This window comes from Kitasatospora sp. RG8 (genome assembly GCF_017813315.1).
Classification (GTDB): domain Bacteria; phylum Actinomycetota; class Actinomycetes; order Streptomycetales; family Streptomycetaceae; genus Kitasatospora.
Genome location: NZ_JAGIYX010000002.1, coordinates 296,054 through 322,614, shown reverse-complemented (window position 1 = coordinate 322,614; position 26,561 = coordinate 296,054). Strand labels below are relative to the sequence as shown.

Sequence of the window (26,561 nt, the reverse complement as noted above, 5' to 3'; positions counted from 1 at the left end):
CGCTTACCCTAGTGACCATGACATCGCTCAAGCCGAAGACCACCCAGACCATGAAGCCGGCCACGGCGGCCAAGAAACTGGGCATCTACCTCGACGCCGCCCCCGCCGACTTCCAGGAGGGCGTGGTCTCCCGCGAGGAGCTGAACGCCCTGCAGGCCGAGCCGCCGCAGTGGCTCCAGGACCTGCGCCGCAACGGCCCGCACCCGCGCCCGGTCGTCGCGGCCAGGCTCGGCGTCTCCGTCTCCGGCCTGGCCCGCGGCGGGGTCTCCGAGGCCCTCACCACGGAGCAGATCGACGCCCTGAAGGAGTCCAACCCGGACTGGCTCGCGCGCGAGCGCACCATCCAGGCCGAGGTCCGCCGGGAGGCCGTGCGGGTCAAGGAGAAGCACGAGAAGGAGCAGCAGAAGCAGGCGGCCCCCCAGGCCACGCCGGCCAAGTCGGCCAAGAAGCGCTGACGCACACCGGTCGGCCGGCTCCGGCGGGCACCGGACCGCCGGGCCGGGGCTGACCGGGACGACGGGGGCCGGGGCGACGGAGGGCCGGTGCCCCGGGGCGCCCAGGGCCGACGCCCGGGCGGCGGCGCACACGTCCGCAGGGGGATCCGCATGACGAAGGACCGCGCCGGCCTGGCCGGCCTCACGGCGCTGCTGCGCGCAGCGCATGCCGATCACCGCCACCGGCTGGAGCTCTGGGACTGCGACGTCCCCGCCGGCGCCGAGCGCAGCCGCATCCCCGCCGGGACGCCCGTCGGCGTGGCGGACCTGCTGGCCGCCTCCGACGGCGTCTACCCGAACCACTCCACCCGGCTCTTCGCCGCGGAGGAGCTCGACGGGCAGCAGTTCTCCGAAGGCCTGGTCGGTGCCGAGCTGCCCGGCGGGCACCACTCGATGACGCCTCGCGGTTCCACTTCTTCGGCCGGGCCCGCGGGAACCCGCTGCTGGTCGACCGCGACGGGAGCGTCTGGCGGGTGCCCGACGACGGCTTCGTCTGGTACACCGGCTGCCGGCTGGAACGGCTCACGAACGACGTCGTGACCTTCTTCACCGCCTGGGTGGCCGCCCCCGGCTTCCGCGACCTGGCCGGACTCGGGCCCGAGGACCTCGCGACCAGCCACTGGTACCGGCTGCTGCGGCTGACCGCCCTGGCTCCGTGACGCCCCACCCCGACCGGCTACCCCGGCAGCCGTAGGACAGGGCGCGTCCGGCGGCTCCCGCCGAAGCGCGGACGGGCCGGCCGCCCGACGAGGTGTCGGCCGGCCGGCCCGGGACCCTGCGGGGGTCAGCCGGTCTTGAACTTCCAGTTGCCGAGGGCCGTCCACTGGCTCCAGGGGCTGCCGTTGGCGTTGTAGGCGTGCGAGATCACACCGTCGGCGCCGATCCCGAAGGCCTCGGCCGCGTTGACGCCGGACTCGTAGACCACGGACGGGGTCCCGGCGAACTTGTAGTTGGTGCTGAGCGACTCCCAGCCCGCCCAGGGACCGGCGTTCAGGTTGTAGGTGTGGTTGAGCACACCGTCGGGGCCGATGCCGAACAGCTCGATCGCGTTGGTCGAGGCGTTGTAGACCGCGGCCGGGCTGCTGCCGAAGCGGAAGTCCGGGCCGAGGACCTCCCAACCGCTCCACTGGCCGCCGTTGAACAGGTACTTGTGGGACATGATGCCGTCGAAGCCGGTGGCGAAGACCTCGGTGACCTTGTTCACCGGGTTGTAGACCACGGCCGGGTTCGAGGCGAAGTGGAAGTCCGGGCCGAGGGTGGTCCAGCCCGTCCAGGAGCTGCCGCCGGTGCTGTAGGCGTGCGACACGATGCCGTCGGTGCCGGTGGCGAACACCTCGGCCGTCCTGCTGTCGGGGTTGTAGACGGCGGCCGGGCGGCCGGTGAACTTGTAACCCCTGTCGAGCGGGTCCCAGCCCGCCCAGGGACCGGCGTTGATGTTGTAGGTGTGGTTGATGACGCCGTCGGTGCCGACACCGAACAGCTCGACCGCGTTGGTCGCCTCGTTGTAGACAGCGGTCGGGCTGCCGCTGAACCGGAACGAGGACCCGAGGGTGGACCAGCCGCTCCACTGGCCGCCGTTGAACAGGTAGTTGTGCGAGACCACGCCGTCGGTGCCGGTCGCGAAGACCTCCGTCACCTTGTTCACCGGGTTGTAGACCACCGCCGGACTGCCGGTGAACCGGAACGACGGGTCCAGCGTCGACCAGTCCGTCCAGGCACCGCCGTTGGTGCTGTAGGCGTGCGCCATCGCCCCGTCCGCACCGATCGCGAAGGCCTCGGCCGTCCCCGTGTCCGGGTTGTACACCGTCGCCGCCGAGGGCAGTGCGGTGGCGGGCGTCGGGGCCGGCCCCGACGGCGGGGTGGCGGCGCCGATCGCGTCGACGACCTTCTGCGCGTCGGAGGCCTGGGCCCCGTAGCGGTCGGGGTACGCCGACACCTGGACCTTCTGGCAGACGGTGCCGATGTCCTGGGTCTGCCACGAGTTGTCGGGGTAGGTCCGCAGCATCGCGTTGATGAACGCGGTCGTCGACCAGGCCGGGTTGAGCCGCTGCTCGTCGGTGCCCCAGAAGTTCTGTTGCTGGAAGAGGCCCAGGCTGGTGTGGTCCACCATGTTGGGGTTGTTCTCCAGGGCGCTCTCGACGATCGCGGTGGTCACGGCGATCACGGCGGCCCGGTCCGGGAGTCCCAGGCCGCGGACGGTGGTGATGACGGCCCGGGCGCAGGATGCCCGGTACGGGGTCATGGCGTGCGCCAGCTTGCCGGTGAGCACCCGGTTCAGCTGTGCGGCGGCCGCGGCGTCGGCGTCGGTCACCGTCCCGCAGGAGCGGTTGGACAGCGCGGCGTGGGCCGGTGAGGCTCCGACCGTGGCGGCGCCGACGGCGGTCGCGGCGGCCATGGTGAGCGCGGACAGGCTGTGCTGGAGACGACGGCGGTTCACGGGAGGTCTCTCTCCTGGGAGGACGGGCTCGGGAGGGCTGGGAGCTCGGGAGGGCTGGAGCTCGGGAGGCTGGGAGGGGGCGGCGCCGGGCGGCCGAGGCCGGCCGGCACCGCCGGGCGAACCGTGCTCAGCTGGTTCAGCTGGTCCTGAACTTCCAGTTGCCGAGGGCCGTCCACTGGCTCCAGGGGCTGCCGTTGGCGTTGTAGGCGTGCGAGATCACACCGTCGGCGCCGATCGCGAAGACCTCCGCGGCGTTGGAGCCGGACTCGTAGACCGCGCTCGGGGTCCCGGCGAACTTGTAGCCGGTGTCGAGGGACTCCCACCCGGCCCAGGGACCGGCGTTGATGTTGTAGGTGTGGTTGAGCACACCGTCGGGGCCGATGCCGAACAGCTCGATCGCATTGGTCGAGGCGTTGTAGACCGCGGCCGGGCTGCCGCTGAACCGGAACGAGGACCCGAGGGTGGACCAGCCGCTCCACTGGCCGCCGTTGAACAGGTAGTCGTGCGAGATCACACCGTCGGTGCCGGTGGCGAAGACCTCCGTCACCTTGTTCACCGGGTTGTAGACCACGGCCGGGTTCGAGGCGAAGTGGAAGTCCGGGCCGAGGGTGGTCCAGCCCGTCCAGGAGCTGCCGCCGGTGCTGTAGGCGTGCGACACGATGCCGTCGGTGCCGGTGGCGAACACCTCGGCCGTCCTGCTGTCGGGGTTGTAGACGGCGGCCGGGCGGCCGGTGAACTTGTAACCCCTGTCGAGCGGGTCCCAGCCCGCCCAGGGACCGGCGTTGATGTTGTAGGTGTGGTTGATGACGCCGTCGGTGCCGACACCGAACAGCTCGACCGCGTTGGTCGCCTCGTTGTAGACAGCGGTCGGGCTGCCGCTGAACCGGAACGAGGACCCGAGGGTGGACCAGCCGCTCCACTGGCCGCCGTTGAACAGGTAGTTGTGCGAGACCACGCCGTCGGTGCCGGTCGCGAAGACCTCCGTCACCTTGTTCACCGGGTTGTAGACCACCGCCGGACTGCCGGTGAACCGGAACGACGGGTCCAGCGTCGACCAGTCCGTCCAGGCACCGCCGTTGGTGCTGTAGGCGTGCGCCATCGCCCCGTCCGCACCGATCGCGAACGCCTCGGCCGTCCCCGTGTCCGGGTTGTACACCGTCGCCGCGGACTGGGAGGTGCCGGAGGGGGCGGGCGTCGGCGGAGTGGGCGGGGGCGTGGTGTCGTCGACGATGCTGTTGTTGCGGACGGGCTTGTAACTGGTGCCGGCCGGGATGTAGTCGGGGAAGTAGGGGTACGGGATCGTCCGGTGGTGGACGCCGCTGCCGCTGAACTCGAAGCCCACGTAGGAGGTGTGGGCGGCATCGGCCCAGCGGTCGAAGAGGACGACGTGGCCCTTGGCGCCCGCCGCGTCGTTCAACAGGGCGTCCCCCGGCTTCAGGTCGTCCTTGGCGATCCTCGAGGCGACACCGGCGGGGATGAAGCTGGTGGTGTCCAGGCCCGGGGTGCCGAGCTTCCACGACATCGAGACGTAGCCCGAGCAGTCGCGGCGGTAACCCTGGTAGGTGGAGCCGTCCATCGTGTACTGGAGCCCGATCCCCACCCACGACTGCGCCCGGGCGATCGCCTCGGAGCGGCTGAGCTGGGGCGCCGCCGCCAACGCCGACAGGCCCGCCGCGGGTGAGCCCGCCGCCTTGCCCAGGGCGGGCGAGCCCTGCCCCGGGCTGCCCTTGTCGCCGCCCAGGACGCCTGACGCGCCCGACCCTGCGGACGGACCCGCGACCGGCACCGGCCGGGCGTGCACCGGGGCGGCACCGAGGGCGAGGGTGCAGAGGCCGGCGGCCAGGACGACGGAGGCCGCGCGGACGGCGGGCAGGACGGTGGGACGGACGGCGGACATGGATGTCTCCAGGAAGATGTCGGGTGGCCTGGGCGGCCGGAGGTGAAGGGCTGCGTGAGGGCAGGCACCGGCGCGCGGCGGCAGGGCATGCCGCCCGGGCGACGGGGTGACGCCGGTGGAGCGCGTGACTCCGGTGGCACGGGTAGTCCTGATGGAACGTCAGTTCTGGTGATTCCGAGAGCCGCTCGGCGCTCCCGTCGGCGATGACAAGCTTCGTCTGCCACCGGTCCGCCCGGAAGGCCGTTCGGGTGGACACAAACGGCCGTGACCTGATCCGTCCACGACTCCCGGCCGGCAACCCCACCCCCGGCACCGGCCGGCAAGCGGCCCCGGCCGCCCCTGCCCGGCCCCGTCCGGCGCTGACATGCCCGAAAGGGCAGACCGAACGTTCCGTCGGCCCGTGCCGCACCTCCCGGAATCCCGTCAGGACGTCCCGCCGCCGGCCCGCGGACGCGTGTCGTTCATGCGGCCGCCATCCGGGGCGAGGCGCTGACCAGCGCCGTCGCGCACCCCCGGCCCCTCACAACCGCCCCGATGGGCACGATGCACCCAGGGCCGTCCATTTCGCACCCCAGGCGGTCGAATCGGGCACCGGGAAACGTGAAACCCGCCGGCACCGCCGATCGGCGTGTGAACTACGTCACTTGACGCTTATTTCGGGCTGGGCTTCACTTTTTGCGGCGACGAGAAGCGGAACGCAGAATTCTGCGGACTTACCCACCGCCCCCCGTCGGCCTGTTGCATGATTCGTCCGGTTCACTCTCAGACGGAGGTACTGTCATGAAGCTCGTGCATTTCGTGAAGAAGGTCATGCCGGAGAAGAGCCTGAAGGCCTACGCCTGGTACGGCTGGATCTAATCGGGCAGTTCGCTGCCAGGCCCGTGCCCGGTGGAATCGGTCCACCCGGGCACGGGCCGCTCACCCTTGGAGTTCACCGATGTCTCTGTCCAGGACCGGCGGGAACACCCGGGCCACCGTCTTCGCGCCGCGGATCGACGCGCTTCTTCGCACGTACCGCGGGTCGGACCTCTTCCGCCTGGAGGACGACACCATCGGGGTCGCCGGCGTCGACCTGATGGACAGCCTGCTCCTCAGCAGGCCCGCCAACGACGAGGAGCGGCCGACCTTCAAGCCCGTCCAGGGGAGGTCCGTCCCCCGGACCGACGCGTCCGCGCTCATGCAGGCCGTCTCGGCCGACGTCCGGGCCGCGCTGAAAAAGCCCCTGGGCGATTCGGTCGACCTCACCGGGAAATGGCCGCACGTCGCCCACGTCTATCTCCGGGATCTCGTCTTCGGCCGCGAGAGTTTCCGGTTCCGCGTCCTCGTGGACCGCCGGCTGGAACTCACCCCGAAATTGACCTGGATGGCCGTGGCGGCCGGCACGGCCATGCTCGGAAAGCCGGGGACGGAAATTCCGCTGTCCAATCTGGCGGCCCGCGTGCTGAATGCGGAAACCTATGACGACCGCCGGTACGCGATGTACCTGTACCGGCGGGTGGCCGCGCCGGTCTGCTTCACCGTGTCCGCGCTCGTCACCAACGCGCTCTGGCTGGGCTCGCCCTTCGACGAGGGCGTGCCGAACCGGGACATCCTGCTGGAGGCGCTGCGGCTGCTGCCCCCGTCCTGGAACATCCTGCGGATGGCCTCCCCGGAGTACCTCGCCGTGGACGACCGGATCGGCCCGAAGGACGACATCCTGATGCTCCCGCTGCTGACCCACCGGGATCCGCGGCTCTGGGACGACCCGGACACCTTCCGCCCCGAACGGTGGGCCGGCCTCGACCCCGACGACCAGCCCGGCTACCTCCCCTTCGGCCACGCCAGCGAACGCTGCTGGGGGCGGCACATGGTCATGCCGCTGGCCGAGCGGCTCCTCGACATCGTGCGCCGCGACGGACTCGTGGTGAGCCCGCAGCAGACCGTCGGGAAGGTCGAGCTCGACGGCCTGCTGGAGGTCGCCGGGGTGCGGATGGTCCGGCGTTGACCGGGGGCGGCGCCACCGGCTGACGAGCCGGACGCGGAGGCGCCGCCGACGCAGGGGCTCCCCGGCCGTGGTTCCAGCCCGGGGAGCCCAACGGCGCCCGGCACCTGACGCTCCGTCAGATGTGGTCGGACCAGTAGAAGGAGACGATCCGCCAGCCCTCGGGGGTCCGGACGAACTGGAAGGCCTTGGTCCCGCCACCCTCGTACGGCTCGCCGTTCATGATCCCGGACTTGCCGTACTCGCCGAAGCGCGTCGCGAGGTCGCCGACGATCTCGGTGCGCTCGGCCGTCTCCCACTCGGAGAACTCGACCAGCCGGCCGTCGCTCAGCAGCTGCTCGCGGGGCTCGATGAACTCGTCCACGGTGTAGACGGTCAGACTCGGGCCGGTGTTGACGATCACTCCCCCCGGCACGATCAGCCGGCGGAGCCGGGCGACGTCGGCGGGCTTGCCACCCCGGTTGTCGAAGGCGCCGAAGAACTCGGCGGTCAGTGCGTCAATCTCGACCTTGGACATGAGCGAAACAGTAACACTGCAATGTCACCGAGGCCCAGGTCCGTCAGGCCTCGATCCGTCCGTCAAGCCTCGATCCATACGTCAGATCTCGGCCCCTCCGTCAGACCTCGATCCAGTAGCGCCGCACCGCACCGAACCTCGTCTCCCGGATGCCCTCGAACACGCCGCCGTGACGCGTGATCGTCCTCGCCGAGGCGGTGTTCCCGACCGCGCAGGTGAGCAGCACCCGGTCCAGACCCAGCCCCCGCGCCTCCTCCAGCATCCGGCCCAGCGCCCAGGTCGCCAGTCCGCGCCGACGCGCGGACGGCCGGATGCCGTAGCCGATGTGGCCGAACTCCGGTACCCGATCGCCGTTTCCGTGCCGCAGCGCGATCCCGCCGAGGACCTCGTCACCCTCGACGATCCAACGGTAGGTGCACCGCGCCCGGTCGGACGCCGCCCGGACCGCCGGGTCACCCTCCGCCTGGTCACCTTGCGCCTGGTCATCTTGTGCCGGACCACCCGACGCGTCGGCCAGCCGGGCCACCCAGGCGGCGAACCCCTCGGACGACGCGGTCTCGTCGGACGGCAACAGCCCGAACCCGTCCTCGTGGTGGCCGGGCCCCCACTCCTCGTGCGCCCGGGTCCAGGCGGCGTGGAGGCGGACGGTGGGCGCTATCAGTTCGGGCATACGGCGACGATACCCACCCGCACCCGCGCGATCCACGGCCCGCCCGGCCGCGGGCCGTTGACGCCCCGGACCGCCCCGGATCACCCCCGGACCACCCCCCGGACCACCCTCCGGACCACCCCCGGGGTCGCAAAAACGGTGGACAACTCGCCTGCCGTTGAACATCGTTGAGGGAATGGAACAGGAACAGGTCTGGGACGACCACGCCGCACGGAACTACGACACGCCGGGCACGGGCATGTTCGCCCCCGAGGTCCTGGAGCCGGCCGTGGACCGCCTCGCCGAACTCGCCGACGGCGGACGGGCGCTGGAGTTCGCCATCGGCACCGGCCGGGTGGCCGTTCCGCTCGCCGGGCGCGGTGTGCCCGTGACCGGCATCGAGCTCTCGCTCCCGATGATCGGCCGACTCCGCACGAAGGCGGACGAGGCGGAAATCCCGGTGGTCGTCGGCGACATGGCGACGGCACGGGCCCCGGGGGCGTACACGCTCGTCTACCTCGTCTACAACACGATCTCCAACCTGCTCACCCAGTCCGAACAGGTCGCGTGCTTCCGCAACGCCGCCCGCCACCTCGTGCCCGGCGGCAGGTTCGTGATCGAGCTCTGGGTACCCGAGCTGCGCAGGCTCCCACCGGGCCAACCGGCGACGGTCTTCCACTCCGAGCCCGGGTACATCGGCCTCGACACGTACGACGTCCTGCAACAGCACGTCGTCTCCCACCACTTCAGGTTCGACGACAGCCGGCAGGCCGAACTCCTCCGCAGCCCGCACCGCTACGTCTGGCCCGCCGAACTCGACCTCATGGCCCAACTCGCCGGCTTCGCACTGGAGAGCAGGCACGCGGACTGGGAGGGCTCCGACTTCACCGCCGACTCCCGCTCCCACGTCTCGGTGTACCGCCTCCCGCCGCCCCCGGAGCGGTAGGACTCCGGGGCCCTGCACGGCCGCACGCTCAGCCGGCGGCGGCGCCGAACCACGTCGGCAGCGCGCCGAGCAGCTCCTGCTGGTCCTCGCCGACCCACGCCACGTGGCCGTCCGGCCGCAGCAGCACCGCGGGCACGTCCAGCTCGTCGCTGACGTCGACCACGTGGTCGACCCGGTCCTCCCAGCCGGCCACCGAGAGCCGGCCGGTCTGGTCGAGCAGCAGGCCTCGGCCGCCGTGCATCAGCCCGTAGAGGCGGCTCCGCTTCAGCCCGATGTCCCGCATCCGCCGGCCGAGCAGCTCGTGCCCCTCGCCGAAGTCGTAGCGGAGGCCGATCGCGATGAGCTTCTCGATCAGTCGCCGGTTCACCTCCTCGATGTCCATCAGCTCCGACAGCAGCCGGCGCACGGCCTGGGGGCCGGGTTCGGCGGACATCAGCTGGATCTGTGCGCGGGTGTTGTCCAGCACGTCGGCGGCCACCGGGTGCCGCTCGGTGTGGTAGGTGTCCAGCAGCCCCTCCGGTGCCCAGCCGTTGACCTCGGCGGCCAGCTTCCAACCGAGGTTGAACGCGTCCTGGATGCCGAGGTTGAGGCCCTGCCCGCCGGTCGGCGGGTGGATGTGCGCGGCGTCGCCGGCCAGCAATACCCGGCCGACGCGGTAGCGCTCGGCCAGCCGGGTGGCGTCACCGAAGCGGGAGAGCCGGCGCGGCGAGTGCACGCCGAAGTCGGTGCCGGCGTACGCCCGCAGCTGCTCCTTGAACTCGTCGAGGGTCGTCTCGGCCCCGCGGTCCTCGACCACCCCCTCGGCTGGCACGATCACGCGGTAGAACCCGTCCCCGAGAGGCATGAAGCCGAAGCGGGTCTGGGTCTTGCGGACCTCGGCCGACACCGCGGCCAGGGTCTCCGGGTCCGCCGTGACCTGCATCTCCCCCAGCAGCGTCTCGACCCTGCTGGGCTCGCCCGGGAAGTCCACGCCGAGCAGCTTGCGCACCGTGCTGCGGCCGCCGTCGCAGCCGACCAGGTAGCGCGAGCGCAGCCGCGTGCCGTCGGCCAGCTCGGCTGTCACCCCGTCCTCGTCCTGGCTCAGCCCGACCAGTTCGCAGCCGCGCCGGATCTCGGCGCCGAGCCGGACGGCGTGCTCGGTCAGCAGGCGCTCGGTGACGGGCTGCGGAATACCGAGGACGTACGAGTGGGCGGTGTCCAGCCCCTCGGGCCACGAGGTGCCGAGCCCGGCGAAGAAACCGCCGACCCTGTGCTGTTGGCCGAGCGCGAGGAACTGGTCCAGCAGGCCGCGCTGGTCCATCACCTCGATGCTGCGCGCGTGCAGGCCCAGCGCCCGGACGAACTCGAACGGCTCGGCCATCCTGTCGAGCACCACCGTGCTCACCCCGGACAGCCGCAGCTCGGCGGCCAGCATCATCCCGGTCGGTCCACCGCCGACGACGATCACGTCGAACATCAAAAGCCCCCATTGATTTCCGCAGGCCCTGGATTTCCGCAGGTCCTGGCAACGGTCGGCAATTCTGCGCCACGAAGGGGGCCTTGCCGCAAGGCCCCCCGTACGCTATAAGTTGAGAGTGGCGGAGAGTGGGTGTTCCTCCCGCCCCGAATCTCCTCCCGTTCCGTCCCGGAATTCGTCCCGCCCTTCAGTGTCCGTCGTGAACGGGCCCGGCGGGCGCCGCGAAGGTGCCTTCGATCCAGTCCGCGTCGGTCAGGTAGCGGCGGTCGTGACCCTCCGTGACGTGCCGCGCGAACGCGGGGTGACCGGCCTCCGCCTGCTCGTGCATCCACGCCACCAGTGCCCGTAGGCGCTCGGCCGCGACCCGGGGCAGCTCGGCCCGCTCCGCACCGGACAGCCCGTAGCCGTCCGCGAACAGGGCCAGGCGGCGCAGGGCCTCCGGTACCTCCAGCGTGAGCTCCACCTCGTCCGGAGCGTAGAGCGGCACGAAACGGTACGCCGTGTAGGCCGCGTCCCAGAGTCGCGGAGCCGGATGTGCGGTGTCGAAGTCGATGAAGGCGACCGGGAGTTCGTCGCGGAACACCGTGTTGTAGGTGGCCGCGTCGCCGTGGCAGATCACCTCCGCCGGCTCGCGGGCCGGGAAGTACCACACATCGCCCGGCTCGCGCGCGAAGTCCGCGGTGGCGTCGTGGAGCCGGCGCAGCAGCCGGGCCACCGCCACCAGCGAGGCGTCGCTGCGTACTTGGGGGGCGGCGAAGTCGTGCCCGACCTCGCCGGGCAGGTACCCGACGATCTCCTCCGCACCGTCCGCGGCCACCCCGTACGGCTTCGGTGCGCCCGTGAACCCCGTGTCGGCCAGATGCGCGAGCAGCCGCTGCACCGTCCCGCTCCACGGTCCGGCCGGGCGGCGCACCCGATCCCCTTCCCGGACCACGTGGTTGACTCCCCCGGCGAACACTTCGCGATCTTCCATCGGGGCAGGGTAACGGCCCCACCACGCCCACCGCGCGCAGGAGCTCGGGCACTCCGACCTCCTGTGCGCAGCAGGCGTCTCCCGCATGCTTCCTGTTTCTGAACGGTCGCCAGTTCGCTTCCCCGGCAGTGGTGTTCAGAACGGTGGAACCGGATCGGCGGCCCGTTGTCCGCTCGCTGCACGGGGGCCGGGCACCGTGTGCACCGGCGGAACCGTCCAGGGCGGGAGGACGGCCCGGCACGTGCCGAGGGTGCCCGTGGGGGGCGCTGTTAACCTGTTCCCCATGATCGGGAAGAGCTTCGGACCACGGATATCCGACCTCCTGGCGCCCAGCGGCCCCCAGCGTGCCCTCATCCTCGCGAGCTTCGTCAACCGGGTGGGCAACGGGCTGTTCAACACCGCTTCGGTGCTCTACTTCACGCTGGTGGTGCACCTGCCCGCCGCGCGGGTCGGGGTCGGCCTCACGGTCGCCGGCCTGGTCGGGCTGCTGGCCGGGATCCCGGCCGGGAACCTGGCCGACCGGTACGGGCCGCGCACGGTCTGGCTGACGGCCTTCGCGACGCAGGCCGCGGCGATGACCGCCTTCGTCTTCATCGACGACTGGGTCACGTTCACGCTCATCGCCACCCTGGACCGGCTGGCGGCAACAGCGGGCGGTGCCGCGGGCGGTGCGCTCATCGCCCGTGCCGGCGGTGAACGCCCGGCCGCCTTCATGGCGAAGCTCCGCACGTTCGTCAACCTCGGCGTGGTCCTGGGCACCGGCGGCGCAGCCTTCGCCGTCGCGGTCGACACCCGCGCGGCGTACACCGTGCTCATCCTCGCCAACGCCGCCAGCTTCGCCTGCGCCGGCCTGATCGCCCTGGGCGGCGTCCCGAACTACCGGCCCCTGCCCCGGCCGGAGGAGCACCACCGCTGGGCCGTCCTCGCCGACCGGCCGTACGTGTCCTTCGTCGCGCTCTACGGCGCGATGGGCCTGCAGTACCAGACCGTCTCCCTGCTCCTGCCGATCTGGCTGTCCGCCCACACCGACGCGCCCCGCTGGACCGTGGCGGCGGTCTCCGCGGTCAACAGCGGGGTCTGCGTGCTGCTCCAGAGCAGGATCGGCTCCCGGGTGGAGACACCGCGCCAGGGCGGCCGGGCGTTCCGCCTCGCGGGGCTGCTCTTCCTGGTCAGCTGCCCCTTGATGGCCCTGACCGCGGACGTTCCGGCCTGGGTCGCGCCGGGGCTCGCCGTCCTCGCCGTCTGCGTGCACAGTCTCGGAGAGGTGTGGGAGTCCTCGGGCGGCTACGCGCTCGGCTTCGGTCTCGCCCCCGACCACGCCCAGGGGCAGTACCAGGGCTTCTTCGGCGTCGGCTTCAACGCCGGCCAGGCCCTGGCCCCGGTGGTCCTCACGACGGCGGTCCTCGGGCTCGGACACGCGGGCTGGCTGCTGCTCGGCGCGTTCTTCGCGGCCGTGGGCGCGGCAGGCCCGCCGGTGACCGCATGGGCGGAGCGCACCCGGCGCCCGGGCGGCGACACGGCCGGCACGGCAGACGGCCGGCCCGACGAGGCCCCGCTTCCCGAGACCGCGTAGTCCTCCGTGGGCCTCCGGCTCCACGCCGCAGAAAGTGAGTGCAGATGCAACCGACGTTCGTACTGGTCCACGGAGCCTTCGCGAACTCCTTCTCCTTCGCGCCGCTCCAGGCCGAACTCGGCCTCCTCAGCCACCGCTCGGTCGCCGTCGACCTGCCGGGGCACGGGTTCGCCGCGACGTACCCCCGGGCCTACCAGGCGCCGCAGGACCTCGGCGGGCTCGCCACGGAGCCCGGGGCCATCAAGGGCGTGACGCTCGCCGACAACGCCGCGCACCTCATCGGGATACTGGAGCGGGCCAAGCGGAACGGGCCGGTCGTCCTCGTCTCGCACAGCCGCGGCGGCATCACGGCCACGGTCGCGGCCAACCGGCGGCCCGACCTGATCGACCACATCGTCTACGTCTCCTCCTGGTGCCCCGTCACCCTCGACGTCGGCGCCTACTACGCCGAGCCCGAGATGGCCACGGTCGACGCCGCGGGGCTGGCCTCGGCGATGGTCGCGAACCCCGCCGAACTCGGGCTGCTGCGCTCCAACTTCCGCACCGCCGACCCCGGCGTCCTCGCGGCCTTCAAGGCGGCCTTCCTCGCCGACGGGACGGACGAGGAGTTGCTGGTCTTCCTCAACACCCTCCAGCCCGACGAGAACCTCGACGCCGGCACCTCCGACGACCGGGCGCAGGCCGACAGCTGGGGGCGGATCCCCAGGTCGTACGTCCGGCTGACCGAGGACACCAGCGTGCCGCTCGCCATGCAGGACCGGATGATCCACGAGGGCGACGCACTGACGCCGGAGAACCCGTACGACGTCCGCACGCTCACCAGCAGCCACCTGAAGTGGCTGGTCGACCCGGCACCGGCGGCCCGGGTCCTGGGTGAGATCGCCGCGCTCCTGCCCGCCGGATCGTGACCGGAGCCGGATGAGGCCCGGAGGCCGACCGCCGCGTGAACCCCGGTGCGGATGGGCGCCACCGCGTCCCTGACGCCGGGCGTGCGGGCGCGAGAGGATCGTCTCCCGGCAACTCGCCACCCTCCTGGGCCGGATCACCATCTCGCGACGGTGCCCCGCCCCGTCCTGACGAAAGGACCCCCGCCCGGTATGCCGGTCGGGGGTCCTCATGTGCGGGCCGGGTCAGACAGTGCCGAACTCGCCGGCCTGGACGCCGGCGACGAACGACTGCCAGGCGGCGCGGGGGAAGACGAGTGCGGGGCCCTCGGGATCCTTGGAGTCGCGGACGGGGACGGCACCCGGGAAACTCGCGGAGACCTCCACGCACTGACCGCCGTTGTCGGAGTACGACGACTTGGCCCAGGACGCGCCGGACCCCGGAAGATCCACCAGGGTCACCGGCATCGTGAACGGCAGGTTCTCCCCCAGATGGAACGGCGCCACCTGGATGGTGACGTTCGGACGGGCCGCCAGGTCCGCGATGTGTTCCAACTGTTCGAGCATGACGGCCTGTCCGCCGATGGGCCGGACCAGGCAGCTTTCGTCCAGCACGGCATGGATCAGCGGAGGCTTCTTCCTGTCGAGCACGCGCTGACGCGCAGCCAGGAACTCCACTCGCTGCAGAGTGGACCACCAAGCCCGAGCACGTCCAGCGGCTCGACCACCCTCACGACGTCACCGTCCAGCGGCTCGACCACCCTCACGACGTCACCGTCCAGCAGCCCGGCAGGCCCCGCGCGCACGACGCCGTGTGAACCCGACCCGCCGCCGACGAACGGCTGCGCGAAGTCGTCGCCAAGGCGAACGACGCCTGATGCGGCGCCAGCCAGGGCCTCCTCGAGGTCCAGCTCAGGTGGCCCTGTGGCAAGATCGCGGGATGCTACGACTCACCGACTTCATTATCGACTGCCCGGACACGATGAAGCTGGCAGCCTTCTACTCCGAGGTGACGGGGCTCCCGGTCAAGGAGAGCAGTAACGAGCACTGGGCCGGCATCCAGTTCGGCGGGATCGAACTGGCCTTCATCCAGGTGGAGGACTACCGCGCCCCGCAGTGGCCCGACAGCGAGCACCCCAAGCAGTTCCACCTCGACTTCGAGGTCGACGACATCGAGGCCGAACAGCGCCGCGTCCTTGCTCTCGGCGCGACCCTGCAGCGGGACTGCATCGAACCCGACGGCTACGGCTTCCGCGTCTACACCGACCCCATCGGCCACCCCTTCTGCCTCTGCCGCAACAAGGGTGTCGTCTGGACCGATCAGGGCCCCGTCTGGCCCGAGCACGACCAGTAGGCCGTGCTTCGAAGTGAGCTGAGCGCCGACGCGTCCTGATCGAGACGGCGCGAGGTCTCCGGTGAGGGCTCGACGGCCCGGAAGAACCCGACACCGGAGACCTCGTGGCCACCGTGGCGCCCCGACCGGGAAGGTCACCGGTCGGCGGGGTCCCCGGAGTTGGCCGGCGAGCACCGCGCGGAGCAATAGGTGATCCGCTGCGTCCCGGCCGGGATGAAACGGAGGCGGTGCGGGGTTGGGTGTGGCGACAGGGCGGTCGGGCGGTCGTCGTGTCGCCACCGGACTGCCACCGGACTGCCACCGGACTGCCACCGGACTGCCACCGAAAGGCAACCTCATGCCCCCGCTGCGCCTCGGCGTCTCCCTTCAACCGCGCTGGCCGCTTGACGACGGAACCGGCGTGCTCCACGCCGCCCGCCACGCCGAAGACCTGGGCTTCGATCACGTCGCGGTCGGCAACCGCCTCCTGGACAGCGGGTTCGGCCTCGACACGGACCCGCTTGTTCTGCTGTCGGCCGTTGCAGGGGCGACGACGCGTCTGAGGCTGCTGACGTCCGTACTCGTCGCGCCGTACTACCCGGCGCTGGTGCTCGCCAACCAAGCGGCCACTCTGGACGTCGTCTCCGGCGGCCGCCTGGTCCTGGGCGTCGGCACCGGCTGGAACCCGGACGAGTTCGCTGCCGTCGGCGTACCCGCCCGTGAACGTGGTGCGCGGACCGACGACCACCTCGCCGCCGCCAAGGCCCTGTGGACCAGGCGCCCCGCAGACTTCGAGGGGCCGTTCACGACACTGCACGGGGCGCGCCTGGGAGTGCCTCCGGTCACGGCCGGCGGTCCGCCCGTGTGGGTCGGCGGCCACAGCGACGCCGCCCTGCGCCGTGCGCTGCGGTTCGGCGACGGTTGGTACGGCACCGGCGCCGACGCCGCGGAGGTCGGTGACGTCCGGCGCCGCCTGCACGGCCTCGCCGGCGACACCGGGAACGCCAGCCGCCTGACGCTCGCTTCAGCCGCGTTCCTCACTCCGCCCGGCATCCCCGCGGTGGTTCCGCCACCGGGACGACCACTCGGTGGTGCTGCACCCACCGCGGCGAGCGTCGCCGCCGACCTCAGGGAGCTCGCCGAGGCAGGGCTTTCCGCTTGCACCCTGTGGCTGCCTGTCGCGGCCGAGCATGTCGGAGAGGCGATGGAGTGGGTTGCAGCCGAGGTCGCCCCGCGACTCACCTGATGCCGTGGCCGGGGAGGCCGCCGGGTTGATCGAGCTGCCGACTTCAGGGCTGCCAGGCGTTGGCGGCGCCCTCGTGGCGCCGCCGCGCCGGTGGCGCACCGAGTTGGTGCTGCCACAACACCGGCCCGGCCGCCTTCGGCCGGCGGCGACGGCCGACCCCCGGACGCGGGGGTCGGCGGCGGTCGGACCAGCCGGACCGGTCAGAGCAGGAAGCGCTCGATGGCCTCGCGGGCACGGGCGTTCGAGGCCGCGACCTCGGCCAGCGACCGGGCCAGGGCGTCGATCCACTCGTCCAGGCCCACCTGGCGCCGCGAGAGCACGATGCCCCGCACCTCGTGGCAGATCTCCCCGGACACCCGGCCCCGGTCCATCCGCAGCGAGAGCCGCTGCTCCCCGAGCGCGACGTCCAGTTCGGTGACCGATCCCGCGCGCCCGGCCATCCGTTCCGTGACGGAACGCCTGCGCCTGACCTGCACCGCGCCGGGCGGCAGGGAGTCCGCGAGGTTCGCCGACAGCACTTCGGCGTAGAGGTTCAGGTCCGCGCTGTCCCGGCGCAGCGCCGCGGCCAGCAGTTCCACCTCGGTCTCAGGCATCGAGGCTCAGCACCATGGTCGGCCGGTCGATGACGTGGTCGTCGCGAAGCGGGCGCACCGCCGTCCCGATGGCGAAGAACTCGGTGGTGTGCGACCCCCAGGTGTGCGAGTGCTGCCGCAGCTGGACCGCCACGATCCCCTCGGCCTCCAGGGCCTTCCCCTCCGCCTGCATGCGGCTCATCGCGAGCTCGCGTGCGTCGTAGAGCGCCTGGGTGAACTGCTCGACCTCGACGTTGCGGCCCGCGTTGCCCAGCGCCTGGGTGAAGCCCTGGTGCGCCACGTGGTAGACGCAGGACCCCATGACCATGTCCAGCGGCGCGTATCCGGCCCGGATCAGCGTCCAGAAGTCCTGACCGGACAGGTCCGAGGTGAACGGCTTGCTCTTGTTGTTGAGCCAGGTCCCGCCCGGCCCCGGGTCCGCGCCGTCCGCCTTGACCGCCGTGCCGACCGCGATGAACTCGGCGATGTCCGAGCCGAACTCCTTGAACTCGATGTCCAGCCGCACCCCCACGATCCCGTCCGCCCCCAGGGCGCTCGCCTCCGCCTCCATCCGGCCCATCGCCAGCTCGCGCGCGTGGTACATGGCCTGTGACAGCTTGGTCAGTTCCTGGTTCTTCGACCACCGGCCGAGCTGGATGCCGACGTGGTAGACCGAGGAGCCGAGGACCAGGCCGAGCGGGCGGAAGCCGGCCTCGCGCACCAGCAGGAACTCGTTCACCGTCAGGTCCGAGGTGAAGAGCGAGCCCTTCTCCCCCGGCCGGAGCTGCGCAAGCCGCCGCATCGCGTCCTCGGGTACGCCCTCCGCAGCCGGCTGCGCGGCACCCCCGGTCAGTTCCCGCCCCGTTCGCTCGGTCATGTCAGCGCTCGCGCTCCAGTCTCATGATGGTCAGTGGCCTGGGCCCGGCGGGCCGCCCGGAGCGGCCGAACCGGGCGATGGAGGTGCCGATGAGGACCGCCTCCGCGCTGAGGTCGCGCGAGTACCCGAACCCGGGGCACTCGCTCTCGCTCACCGTCAACTCCACCTCGTCCACCACCACCCCGTCGCCGCCGTGCTTCGCGGCGTCGAGGGCCAGCCGGTTCCGGGCGTCGTGGCGGACGTGGTTGATCAGCTGGGTGTAGCCGTCGACCTCCTGGTTCCCGGCCGTCCACCGGATCCGGCGGGAGGTGCGCCAGTCGTCGTGCCGGATCGCGAGGGCGATGCCGAAGGCGAGTCCGGTGGGAACCCATCCGGTGTGGATGAGCTTGGCGAAGTCCTGGCCGCCCAGGTGCGACGTGAAGGGCAGGTGCGGCCGGATCCGCGAGCGGGCCCGGACGGCGGTGCCCCACGCGGTGAACTCCAGACCCCCCGCCGGGAACGCCTCGATCCGCAGCCTCACCCCGACGATCCCGTCGCCGCCGAGCGCGCGGCACTCGGCGACCGCGCGGGCCAGCGCCAGCCTGCGCGCCCCGTACAGCGTCCTCACCAACGGCTCGAAGGACGACTCCCACGCCGAGGACGGCGCCTTCACGCCGTCTACGGCCGACCACGCGCCGGGACAGCCCCAGACGCCGGTGTACCCGATGTTGAAGACGGCCGTGCCCAGGACCTGCCCGACCGGATCGAACCCGACGCCCTTGACCGCCGCGAACTCCTCGGACGACAGCGTCGAGTCCCAGGGGTTGCCGGCCCGGGACTCTGCCGTCCCGTCGGCAGCGGCCCCCGGCCGACCGGCGTCTCGTCGGTGTGTCATCGACTCCTGTACCAACGTGCTCCCGGCTCACCGCGCGGATCGCGTCGCCGTTCGGCAGCTTATGTCATCGAAGTGATCGGCGGAACGGTGATCACGAACTCCAACGGCCCGCCCCGTGCCGACTCCTGAGGACGCGTCCGTCGCCTTCGGGCGTCGGCGGGCGGGGCGGCCGCGGCCTGCAGCGAAGGGCCGTCTCACCGGGCCCACGGTTGCAGGGCACTCCAGGACCGGGCGCGGGCCCTGACGCCCGTGCAGCCCCGCCGGGGACGGCGGGACTGCACGGGAGATGGCCTCCGGCCGGGCGTCACACCTCCGCGACGGCCTCCAGCGGGCTCAGCGCGGCCGCCCGGCGGGCCGGGACGGCGGCGGCCGCCGCGCCGACCGCCAGGGAGAGCGCGCACACGAGGAGCAGCGTCCCCCAGGGCAGCACCAACGCGTACTGCTTCATCGCGCCGTTGGCGAGCGCGCCGACCGCCCAGGCACCGAACAGTCCGCCGGCCAGGCCCAGGAGGGTGCCGAACGCTGCGACCGTCACCGCCTCCAGCCGGATCATCCGCCGGACGCCGGCACGGTCCATGCCGACGGCGCGCAGGACGCCGATCTCGCGGGTGCGTTCGGCGACCGACATGGCCAGGGTGTTCGCGATGCCGAGCGCGGCGATCACGACGCCGATGGCGAGCAGCCCGTACATCAGGGTCAGCAGGTTGCCCATCGCGCCCGCGGCCTCGTGGACGAGCTCGGGCCGGTCCTGCACCTTGACCAGCGGGTTGTTGCCGACGGCGGCGCGCAGCCGGTCCCGGGTGGCCGCGGAGGCCGCACCTGGTTCGGTGCGGACGAGGACCCGCTGGACGGAGCCGGGCTTGAAGGCGCTGCGCTGGACGTCGCCGCGGGCGCCGAGCGCGTCGTGCGCGGTCGGGTTGTCCCGGTAGACGCCGACCACCGTGTACCCGGCGAAGTCCTGGTCCCAACCGAGGCGGGCGTTGACCCGGCCGCCGGTGGTCACGCCGTTCTCCCGGGCGACGGTGCTGGACAGGGCGATCCGGCCGGGCCCGAGGTCCTTGGCGGAGCCGCTGACGAAGTCGAGCGTCATGACGTCGTCCACGGTGCCGGGGTCGACGCCGGAGACGTCCCGGACGCCGCCGCCGATGAACAGGGCGGAGTCCGCGACGGCGCTCGCCGTCCGCACGCCGGGGGTGCCGGCCACCCGCTGCACCGCGGCCGGGTCGATGCCGGTCGTGGTGGTGCCGGTGCTGATCACGTAGTCGGCGCCGAGGCCGGCCGCGGCCTGGCGGTCGAGGGCCCGTCCGGTGGATTCGCCGATGACGGCGAGGCCGGTGACCAGTGCGGTGCTGATCAGCAGGGTGGCGGCGGTGGCGGCGGTGCGCCGGGCGTCGCGCAGCGCGTTCTGCCGGGCGAGGTGGCCGGTGATGCCCATGCGCCCGGCCGGCCGGCCGGTCAGCCGGAGCACCGGGACGGCGAGGATCGGCGCCAGCACGGTCAGGGCGACGACGAGGGCGCCGCAGCCGAGCATCGCGCTCCGCAGGTTCTCCTCGGAGGCGTCCTTCGCCCCCGTGACCGGGACCAGCAGGCCGACGGCGACGGCGAGCAGGCCCAGGCCGGCCGCGGCGCGGGTGCGGAACCGGCCGGTCGCCGGCTGCTGGGCGGTCCGCAGCGCCTCGATCGGCGCGACCTTCGCCGCCCTGCGGGAGGGCAGCCAGGCGGCGAGCACGGTCACCCCGACCCCGACGAACAGCGCGGCCGCGACCGACCGGGCGCCGATGACCAGGGGGCCGTCGGGCAGGGCGTTGCCGTCGGCGCCCAGGACGTCCGGCAGGACGGAGGCGACGCCGAGGCCGAGCAGGAAGCCGGCCGCCGAGGAGGCGAGGCCGACCAGGAAGGCCTCGGCGAGGACGGAGCGCACCACCTGGCGGCGGGAGGCGCCGATCGCCCGCAGCAGCGCGATCTCGCGGGTGCGCCGGGTGACGAGCATGGCGAAGGTGTTGACGACCAGGAACGAGCCGATGAAGAGCGAGACCCCGGCGAAGACCAGCGGCGTCTTGCGGTAACCGCGGGTCAGGGTGTCGACGTAGACGGCCTGCTGGGCGGCCTGCGCCGCACCGGTGGTGGCCTCGGCCCGACCGGCCGGGAGCAGCTCGGTGACCCGGCGGGCGAGCGCGTACTGGTCGGTGCCGGGTGCGGCGGAGAGGTCGATCGCGGTGTAGTGGCCGGGGGTGGCGAACAGCTGCTGGGCGGTGGCCCTGTCGAAGAGCGTGAGGGTCCCGGCCGCGGTGACGCGGGTGTCCTCGGTGGTGACGATGCCGACGAGCCGCTTGGTCATGGCCGGGCCGTCGGTGGCCAGGGTGATCGTGTCGCCGATGCGGTAGTGGCCGGCGGCGGCGGTGCCGCTGTCCACGGCGATCTCGTCGCCGCCGGACGGGGCGCGGCCCTCGACCAGGGGGTGGCGGGCGTCCTTGCCGTCCTTGCCGGGCAGGTAGGCGGCGGCCGGGTTCGCCCCGGGCCTTACGCGCAACGGGCTGCCGTCCGCCGCGTTCAGGGCGGCCCGGCCGTCGGCGGAGGGCCGTACGGCGGCGACGCCGGGCACGGCGGCCAGTTTCCGTACGAGCTCGTCGTCGAGCGCGCTGTCGAGCGCGTCGTCCCGCTGGTCGGCGGCCGTGCCCGGCGGGGGCGTCTTCGCCGTCACGGTGACCGCGACGTCGGCGAAGCTTCTCGACGCGGCGGCGCGGTAGGCCGCGGCGGTCGAGTCCGCGAAGACGAGGGTGCCGCAGACGAACGCGACCCCGAGGCAGACCGCGAGGACGGTCATGACCAGACGGGCCTTGTGCGCCAGGACGTTGCGCAGGGCTGTTCTCAGCATGGGCGGCTTTCGAGGAGGTGAGGAGGTCCGGAAGGTGGATCCGCGGAGCGAGGTCCGGGAGGGGCTACGGGTGGGGCCGCGGCTGGGGCCGCGGGGCGCTCCGCGGGGCTCAGCCGGTGATTGCGGCGGCCTCGGGGCTCCCCCCGGAGAGGCGCAGCATGACGTCGAGGACCCGGTCCGGCGTGGGGCGCGTCATCTCGTCGACCAGGCGGCCGTCGGAGAGGAAGACCACGCGGTCGGCGAACCCGGCGGCGACGGGGTCGTGGGTGACCATCACCACGGTCTGGCCCAGCTCGCGCACCGAGTCGCGCAGGAATCCCAGGACCTCGGCCCCGGCGCGGGAGTCGAGGTTGCCGGTCGGTTCGTCGCCGAAGACGATCGCGGGCCGCGAGGCCAGGGCGCGGGCGACCGCGACGCGCTGCTGCTGCCCGCCGGACAGCTGGGCGGGCCGGTGGTCGAGGCGCTGCGAGAGGCCGACCATCGAGACCACGCGGTCCAGCCACTGCCGGTCGGGGCGGCGTCCGGCGATGGCCAGCGGGAGCGTGATGTTCTCCAGCGCCGTCAGGGTCGGCAGCAGGTTGAACGCCTGGAAAACGAAGCCGACCCGGTCACGGCGCAGCTGGGTCAGCTGCCGGTCGCCCAGCGTGCCCAGCTCGGTGGTGCCGATGCGCACCGAGCCGGCGGTGGGCGAGTCGAGGCCGGCGGCGCAGTGCATCAGGGTCGACTTGCCGCAGCCGGAGGGGCCCATGATCGCGGTGAACTCGCCCTCCCGGAAGCCGATGCTGACCCGGTCCAGGGCCACCACCCGGGTGTCGCCGCTGCCGTAGACCTTGGTCAGGTCCGTGGTGGCGGCGGCGATCCCGGGCGCCGTGTGCGGCGTGTACGGGGCAAGGGGGTCGGTGAGCACGGGGACTCCTCTTCGGGTGCGGGAAGGTGCACTTCGAAGGGTGTCCGGGGAACGTATCGGGGCCTGGGCCGGCGTGTATCGGCGTCCGCGCCGCTTCGTAGCAGTTCTGTAGGGGGACGGCCGGTGGGCCCACGGGGGGCACCGCCGACGGTCGGGCCGGCGGTCGGACCGCGGCGGTCAGGCCGGCAGGCGCAGGGTGGCGACGGCGCCGCCGTCCGGGGCGTTGTCCAGTCGCAGCTCGGCGCCGAGCAGCCGGGCCTGCCCCAGGGCGATGGTGAGGCCCAGCCCGTGGCCGGTGCCGCGCCCGGTGGCGCCGGTGTGGAAGCGGCGCGGGCCGTGCAGCAGCAGGTCCGCCGGGAAGCCGGGGCCGTGGTCGCGCACGACGACCGTGGGGCCGTCGACGGTGACCTGCACCGGGGCCGCCCCGTGCCGGTGGGCGTTGATCACGAGGTTGCCGACGATCCGTTCCAGGCGGCGCGGGTCGGTCTCCACGGTCGTGGCGTCCCGTGCGCCACGCCGTGCGTCGGCGGCCTCCGCCGCCTCCGCGGCCTCCGCGGCCTCCAGGGTCTCTGCCTCCGCCACCTGCACGACGGTGACCTCGGTGGCGAGGCCCGTCCGTGCCACGGCCTCGGCAACCACGGCGCCGAGCGGCACCCGGGCGCGGACGGGCTGCTCGGCCCCGGCGTCCAGGCGGGAGATCTCCAGCAGGTCCTCGACCAGGCCGCGCAGATCACGGACCCGGGCCCGGAGCAGGTCCTCCGTCTCACCGGGCGGCAGCAGGTCGGCGGCGGCCAGCAGACCGCCGACGGGGGTGCGCAGCTCGTGGGCCACGTCCGCGGTGAACCGGCGTTCGGCGTGCAGGCGCCGGCCGAGGCTGTCGGCCATGAGGTCGACGGTGGCGGCGATGTCGGCCACCTCGTCGTGGCCGTCGGTGGGCCCGGTGCGGGCGTCGAGGTCCCCGGCGCTGATCCGGGCCGCGGTCTCGGAGACCCGCCGCAGCCGGCGGGCGACCAGTCCGGCCCCGTAGACCGCCAGCGGCACGGCGGCCGCGAGTGCGGCCAGCGAGGCGACGGTCATGGTCACGTCGAGCCGGTGCAGCCCGTAGAGCTCCGGACTCGTGTTGACCCGAACGGCCAGCACCGGGCTGCCCGGGCCGCCGGTCCGCTGGGCGGCCCAGTAGCTCGGCCCCAGGTTCCCCTCGACGCTTCCGTCGTAGGCCGTGTGCCGGTCGCCGTCGGCGGGGTGGCGCAGCGGGGCCGGCAGTGCGGCCGGGTCGAGCTCGGCGCCGTCGGCCAGCGCCCCGGTACGCCGGTAGACGTCCATGGCCGAGTACACGGTGTTGAACGCCCGGGCCTCGGCCCGGTCCCGGATGTCGTGCGCGGTCCACAGGTGGACCAGCGCGCCCACCGCGGCCGCGACCAGGCAGGCCGTGACCGCGGCCAGCGCGGCGATCTTCCACCGCAGGGAGGCGCGGACCGGCCGCAGCCGGCGGAACGTTCGCACCGGCGTCAGCGCCTGAACTTGTAGCCGAAACCGCGGACCGTCTCGATCCACTCGCGGCCCAGCTTCCTGCGCAGCCGCTGCACGCACAGGTCCACGACCCGGCTGTCGCCGTCCCAGCCGTACTCCCAGACGTCACGCAGCAGGGTGTGCCGTTCCAGCACGACGCCCGGGTGGGCGGCGAACTCCAGCAGCAGCTTGAGTTCGGTCGGGGTCAGCGCCACGGGGCTTCCGGCGAGGGACACCTCCATGCCGGCGGTGTCGATGACCAGGTCCCCGAAGACGAGCACTTCCTGCGCGGACGGCGGCGGCCCGCCCGGGGCCTGCCCGGGTACGGGGGCGGGCGCGTAGGTCGCCCGCCGCAGCAGCGAACGGATGCGGGCCACGAGCACGTAGGTGTCCACGGGCTTGACCACGTAGTCGTCCGCCCCGGCCTCCAGCCCGGCGACGACGTCGAGGCCGTCGCCGCGCGCGGACATCATCAGCACGGGCACCAGACTGGTCTCCCGGACCCTGCGGCAGAGGCCGATCCCGTCCAGCCCGGGGAGCATCACGTCCAGGATCAGCAGGTCGAAGGGCTCGTCCCGGAAGTGTTCGAGCCCGGTGAGCCCGTCGGCCGCGGCCCGCATCTCGTAGCCGTAGCGTTCCAGGGCGACGGTGAAGGAGTGGCGCATCAGGTCGTCGTCCTCCACCAGCAGGACGCGGACGGGGCGTGGGGCGGCCCCGGCCGGGGCGGACGAGGACACGGGCAGGGTGCTCCTGTTCGGACCGTTCGGGTGGGGCGCCGCCCGGCCGCACGCACGACTGGTACGCGGCCCGGTGGGCGTCCGGCGACACGAAAGGAACGATACGGCAGACACCGGGCACGGTGACCCGGCCGCCCGGAGGGGGCCCGGCCCCGCCCGTGCCCCTCACCCGCCCGCGAACTCCCAGGTCAGCCCGGTCGGCGACGGCCCGGGCAGACCGGGCGCTGCCGCGCCCGGGCCCCCTCCGCCGCGGGCCCTGCGCACCGGATCGACGGCAGGCCGAGCGCTCCCTGATACCCGCCGGATACAAACCCGTCGGGCGGCGGGCCTCACTGGCCGACCCTTCCGTCGACGCACTCGCGCAGCAGGTCGGCGTGCCCGCAGTGGCGGGCGTACTCGTCGATCCGGTGCACCATCAGCTCCCGCACCGCGATCGCGTCCTTCCCCACGCGCTCGCCCAGGTCCGGGTGGGCGGCCGGCGCGGCGTCGGTCGCGGCCTGCTCGCGCTCCAGGTCGGCGAAGGCGGCGTCCACCGCGGCCCGGTCGGCGACGACGCCGTCGAAGTCCGCGTCGCGCTCGCCGTACAGCTCCGGCAGCGGTTCGCCGTGGCCGAGCCGGTTGTGCCGGTCCCGCCTGACGCCCGGTGGCGGCCGGCGGGCGGGCGTCAGACGCCGGGCAGGCCCGTCGTGAGGCCGTCCAGGGTGTGCGAGCAGATGCAGTCCCGGGTGGCGGGCAGGCCCTCCAGCACCTTGAACAGCACGGTGCGCAGTCGGTCCACGTTGCGCCCGAAGACCTCCAGCACCTCGGCGTGGGTGACGCCCTCGCCGCTCTCCACCCCCGCGTCGAGGTCGGTGACCAGGGCCATCGAGGTGTAGCAAAGGCCGAGTTCACGGGCGAGGGCGGCCTCCGGGTGGCCGGTCATGCCGACCACCGACCAGCCGTTGGCGGTGAACCAGCGGGACTCGGCGCGGGTGGAGAAGCGCGGGCCCTCGATCACCACCAGGGTGCCGCCGTCGACCGGCTCCCAGGCGGCGCCGCGGGCGGCGGCCAGGGCGGCGTTCCGGCCGACGGGGCAGTACGGGTCGGCCATCGGGACGTGGACCACCTCGGGCAGCGAGCCGTCGGGCAGCGGGAGACCGTCGTAGAACGTCTGCGCGCGGCCCGAGGTGCGGTCGACGAACTGGTCCGGGACGAGCAGCGTGCCGGGGCCGTACTCGGGGCGCAGCCCGCCGGCCGCGCAGGGCCCGATCACCTGCCGGACGCCGAGGGCGTGCAGCGCCCAGAGGTTGGCGCGGTAGTTGATCCGGTGCGGGGGGATCCGGTGGCCGCGGCCGTGCCGGGGCAGGAAGGCGACGGTGCGGCCGGCCACGTCGCCGAGGAACAGCGAGTCGCTGGGCGGGCCGTACGGGGTGTCGACGGCGACCTCGGTGACGTCGTCGAGCAGCGCGTACAGGCCGGAGCCGCCGATCACGCCCAGCTCCGCGCGCGGGGCCTGGCCGGGCCCGGTGTGATGGGCCGTCACGTCCGCCATGTCGATCAACCTTTCCTCAGCTGTACCGGCCCGGCCAGCGTAGGCGCACGACGGGCGCGGCGGACCCCTCGACTGATATGTCGGCGGACTGCATATACTTTTCCCCGGCGGGTGCGGTATACATACTGGGTATGCAGGTCCGACCCGGTCACGGCGAACCCCGCCCGGCCGGTCCACGGGCCCTTCCGCCGTCGCACCCGGTCCACGGCCGGGCGGCGCGCCACACCGCCGTGCCACCTCGCCGTGCCACACACCACCGCGCCACGTCGGCGTGTCACGTCGGCGTGCGCACC

At 72.9% G+C, this 26,561-nt stretch carries 25 protein-coding genes and 1 pseudogene; 10 read left to right on the top strand and 16 right to left on the bottom strand.

What is annotated here, in order from left to right; genetic code table 11:
* The first annotated feature begins 17 nt into the window (after window positions 1-17).
* The 3 genes from J5Y04_RS04310 to J5Y04_RS42805 all read left to right on the top strand — a co-directional run bounded on the left by J5Y04_RS04310 (window position 18) and on the right by J5Y04_RS42805 (window position 1,153).
* Window positions 18-455: a DUF5997 family protein gene (locus tag J5Y04_RS04310; RefSeq protein WP_209410416.1), complete on the top strand. Its 438-nt coding sequence runs from the start codon at window positions 18-20 to the stop codon at window positions 453-455.
* Between the two features lie 150 nt (window positions 456-605).
* Complete coding sequence (locus J5Y04_RS04305; RefSeq protein ID WP_209410415.1) at window positions 606-1,034, top strand: hypothetical protein; 429 nt, start codon at window positions 606-608, stop codon at window positions 1,032-1,034.
* The gene (locus J5Y04_RS42805; RefSeq protein WP_256463452.1) at window positions 1,031-1,153 is read left to right on the top strand and encodes a hypothetical protein; all 123 of its coding nucleotides are present in this window, start codon (window positions 1,031-1,033) and stop codon (window positions 1,151-1,153) included. Before J5Y04_RS04305 ends, J5Y04_RS42805 begins: the two co-directional genes overlap by 4 nt.
* A gap of 125 nt (window positions 1,154-1,278) precedes the next feature.
* Here J5Y04_RS42805 and J5Y04_RS04300 read toward each other — a convergent pair whose 3' ends face one another.
* Both J5Y04_RS04300 and J5Y04_RS04295 read right to left on the bottom strand, forming a co-directional pair.
* Window positions 1,279-2,931, bottom strand: coding sequence for a hypothetical protein (locus J5Y04_RS04300; protein WP_209410414.1), 1,653 nt, complete (start codon window positions 2,929-2,931; stop codon window positions 1,279-1,281).
* A 136-nt stretch (window positions 2,932-3,067) separates the two neighbouring features.
* Window positions 3,068-4,828: a hypothetical protein gene (locus tag J5Y04_RS04295; RefSeq protein ID WP_209410413.1), complete on the bottom strand. Its 1,761-nt coding sequence runs from the start codon at window positions 4,826-4,828 to the stop codon at window positions 3,068-3,070.
* A 780-nt stretch (window positions 4,829-5,608) separates the two neighbouring features.
* Here J5Y04_RS04295 and J5Y04_RS43890 point away from each other — a divergent pair.
* Window positions 5,609-5,686, top strand: a complete 78-nt coding sequence (locus J5Y04_RS43890; RefSeq protein WP_350540985.1) for a tryptorubin family RiPP precursor — start codon at window positions 5,609-5,611, stop codon at window positions 5,684-5,686.
* Between the two features lie 79 nt (window positions 5,687-5,765).
* A complete protein-coding gene (locus J5Y04_RS04290; protein WP_148646527.1) occupies window positions 5,766-6,812 on the top strand; it encodes a cytochrome P450 in 1,047 nt (348 codons plus the stop codon).
* Between the two features lie 115 nt (window positions 6,813-6,927).
* On the opposite strand, the gene J5Y04_RS04285 is transcribed toward J5Y04_RS04290, so the two are convergent.
* Window positions 6,928-7,326: a nuclear transport factor 2 family protein gene (locus J5Y04_RS04285; protein ID WP_209410412.1), complete on the bottom strand. Its 399-nt coding sequence runs from the start codon at window positions 7,324-7,326 to the stop codon at window positions 6,928-6,930.
* A 100-nt stretch (window positions 7,327-7,426) separates the two neighbouring features.
* A complete protein-coding gene (locus J5Y04_RS04280; RefSeq protein ID WP_209410411.1) occupies window positions 7,427-7,996 on the bottom strand; it encodes a GNAT family N-acetyltransferase in 570 nt (189 codons plus the stop codon).
* A 175-nt stretch (window positions 7,997-8,171) separates the two neighbouring features.
* Here J5Y04_RS04280 and J5Y04_RS04275 point away from each other — a divergent pair, with 175 nt between their 5' ends.
* Window positions 8,172-8,921, top strand: a complete 750-nt coding sequence (locus tag J5Y04_RS04275; protein ID WP_209410410.1) for a bifunctional 2-polyprenyl-6-hydroxyphenol methylase/3-demethylubiquinol 3-O-methyltransferase UbiG — start codon at window positions 8,172-8,174, stop codon at window positions 8,919-8,921.
* A 28-nt stretch (window positions 8,922-8,949) separates the two neighbouring features.
* Here J5Y04_RS04275 and rox read toward each other — a convergent pair whose 3' ends face one another.
* Both rox and J5Y04_RS04265 read right to left on the bottom strand, forming a co-directional pair.
* On the bottom strand, window positions 8,950-10,377 hold the full coding sequence (gene rox, locus J5Y04_RS04270) for a rifampin monooxygenase (protein WP_209410409.1): 1,428 nt from the start codon (window positions 10,375-10,377) through the stop codon (window positions 8,950-8,952).
* Between the two features lie 187 nt (window positions 10,378-10,564).
* Window positions 10,565-11,350, bottom strand: a complete 786-nt coding sequence (locus J5Y04_RS04265; protein ID WP_245204223.1) for a phosphotransferase enzyme family protein — start codon at window positions 11,348-11,350, stop codon at window positions 10,565-10,567.
* A 283-nt stretch (window positions 11,351-11,633) separates the two neighbouring features.
* Here J5Y04_RS04265 and J5Y04_RS04260 point away from each other — a divergent pair, with 283 nt between their 5' ends.
* Window positions 11,634-12,923 carry an MFS transporter gene (locus tag J5Y04_RS04260; RefSeq protein WP_209410408.1) on the top strand — a complete coding sequence of 430 codons (1,290 nt, stop codon included), beginning with the start codon at window positions 11,634-11,636 and terminating at the stop codon, window positions 12,921-12,923.
* Window positions 12,924-12,967: 44 nt separating this feature from the next.
* Window positions 12,968-13,831: an alpha/beta fold hydrolase gene (locus tag J5Y04_RS04255; protein WP_209410407.1), complete on the top strand. Its 864-nt coding sequence runs from the start codon at window positions 12,968-12,970 to the stop codon at window positions 13,829-13,831.
* 222 nt (window positions 13,832-14,053) lie between these two features.
* Here the strand turns inward: J5Y04_RS04255 and J5Y04_RS42800 are convergent, their stop codons facing one another.
* On the bottom strand, window positions 14,054-14,485 hold the full coding sequence (locus tag J5Y04_RS42800; protein ID WP_307852917.1) for a DUF397 domain-containing protein: 432 nt from the start codon (window positions 14,483-14,485) through the stop codon (window positions 14,054-14,056).
* Window positions 14,486-14,747: 262 nt separating this feature from the next.
* Here J5Y04_RS42800 and J5Y04_RS04245 point away from each other — a divergent pair, with 262 nt between their 5' ends.
* Both J5Y04_RS04245 and J5Y04_RS04240 read left to right on the top strand, forming a co-directional pair.
* A complete protein-coding gene (locus J5Y04_RS04245) occupies window positions 14,748-15,161 on the top strand; it encodes a VOC family protein (protein ID WP_209410406.1) in 414 nt (137 codons plus the stop codon).
* 400 nt (window positions 15,162-15,561) lie between these two features.
* A complete protein-coding gene (locus J5Y04_RS04240; protein ID WP_307852916.1) occupies window positions 15,562-16,386 on the top strand; it encodes a TIGR03619 family F420-dependent LLM class oxidoreductase in 825 nt (274 codons plus the stop codon).
* Window positions 16,387-16,586: 200 nt separating this feature from the next.
* Here J5Y04_RS04240 and J5Y04_RS04235 read toward each other — a convergent pair whose 3' ends face one another.
* From J5Y04_RS04235 to J5Y04_RS04195, 9 genes and pseudogenes are all read right to left on the bottom strand, one after another.
* Entirely contained in the window at window positions 16,587-16,979 is a 393-nt protein-coding gene (locus J5Y04_RS04235; protein ID WP_209410405.1) for a hypothetical protein, read from the bottom strand.
* A complete protein-coding gene (locus tag J5Y04_RS04230) occupies window positions 16,972-17,835 on the bottom strand; it encodes a heavy metal-binding domain-containing protein (protein ID WP_209410404.1) in 864 nt (287 codons plus the stop codon). The genes J5Y04_RS04235 and J5Y04_RS04230 overlap by 8 nt, the downstream gene beginning before the upstream one ends.
* Before the next feature lies 1 nt (window position 17,836).
* Entirely contained in the window at window positions 17,837-18,709 is an 873-nt protein-coding gene (locus J5Y04_RS04225; protein ID WP_209410403.1) for a heavy metal-binding domain-containing protein, read from the bottom strand.
* Window positions 18,710-19,013: 304 nt separating this feature from the next.
* Entirely contained in the window at window positions 19,014-21,584 is a 2,571-nt protein-coding gene (locus J5Y04_RS04220; protein WP_209410402.1) for an ABC transporter permease, read from the bottom strand.
* A 109-nt stretch (window positions 21,585-21,693) separates the two neighbouring features.
* Complete coding sequence (locus tag J5Y04_RS04215; protein WP_307852915.1) at window positions 21,694-22,491, bottom strand: ABC transporter ATP-binding protein; 798 nt, start codon at window positions 22,489-22,491, stop codon at window positions 21,694-21,696.
* Between the two features lie 177 nt (window positions 22,492-22,668).
* Window positions 22,669-23,994, bottom strand: a complete 1,326-nt coding sequence (locus J5Y04_RS04210; RefSeq protein WP_209410401.1) for a HAMP domain-containing sensor histidine kinase — start codon at window positions 23,992-23,994, stop codon at window positions 22,669-22,671.
* A gap of 5 nt (window positions 23,995-23,999) precedes the next feature.
* Complete coding sequence (cseB, locus tag J5Y04_RS04205) at window positions 24,000-24,737, bottom strand: two-component system response regulator CseB (RefSeq protein WP_307852914.1); 738 nt, start codon at window positions 24,735-24,737, stop codon at window positions 24,000-24,002.
* A gap of 329 nt (window positions 24,738-25,066) precedes the next feature.
* Window positions 25,067-25,375: pseudogene (locus tag J5Y04_RS04200) on the bottom strand (DUF664 domain-containing protein); the annotation flags it as partial.
* Between the two features lie 26 nt (window positions 25,376-25,401).
* Window positions 25,402-26,268 carry an S-methyl-5'-thioadenosine phosphorylase gene (locus J5Y04_RS04195; protein ID WP_209410400.1) on the bottom strand — a complete coding sequence of 289 codons (867 nt, stop codon included), beginning with the start codon at window positions 26,266-26,268 and terminating at the stop codon, window positions 25,402-25,404.
* Window positions 26,269-26,561 lie beyond the last annotated feature (293 nt).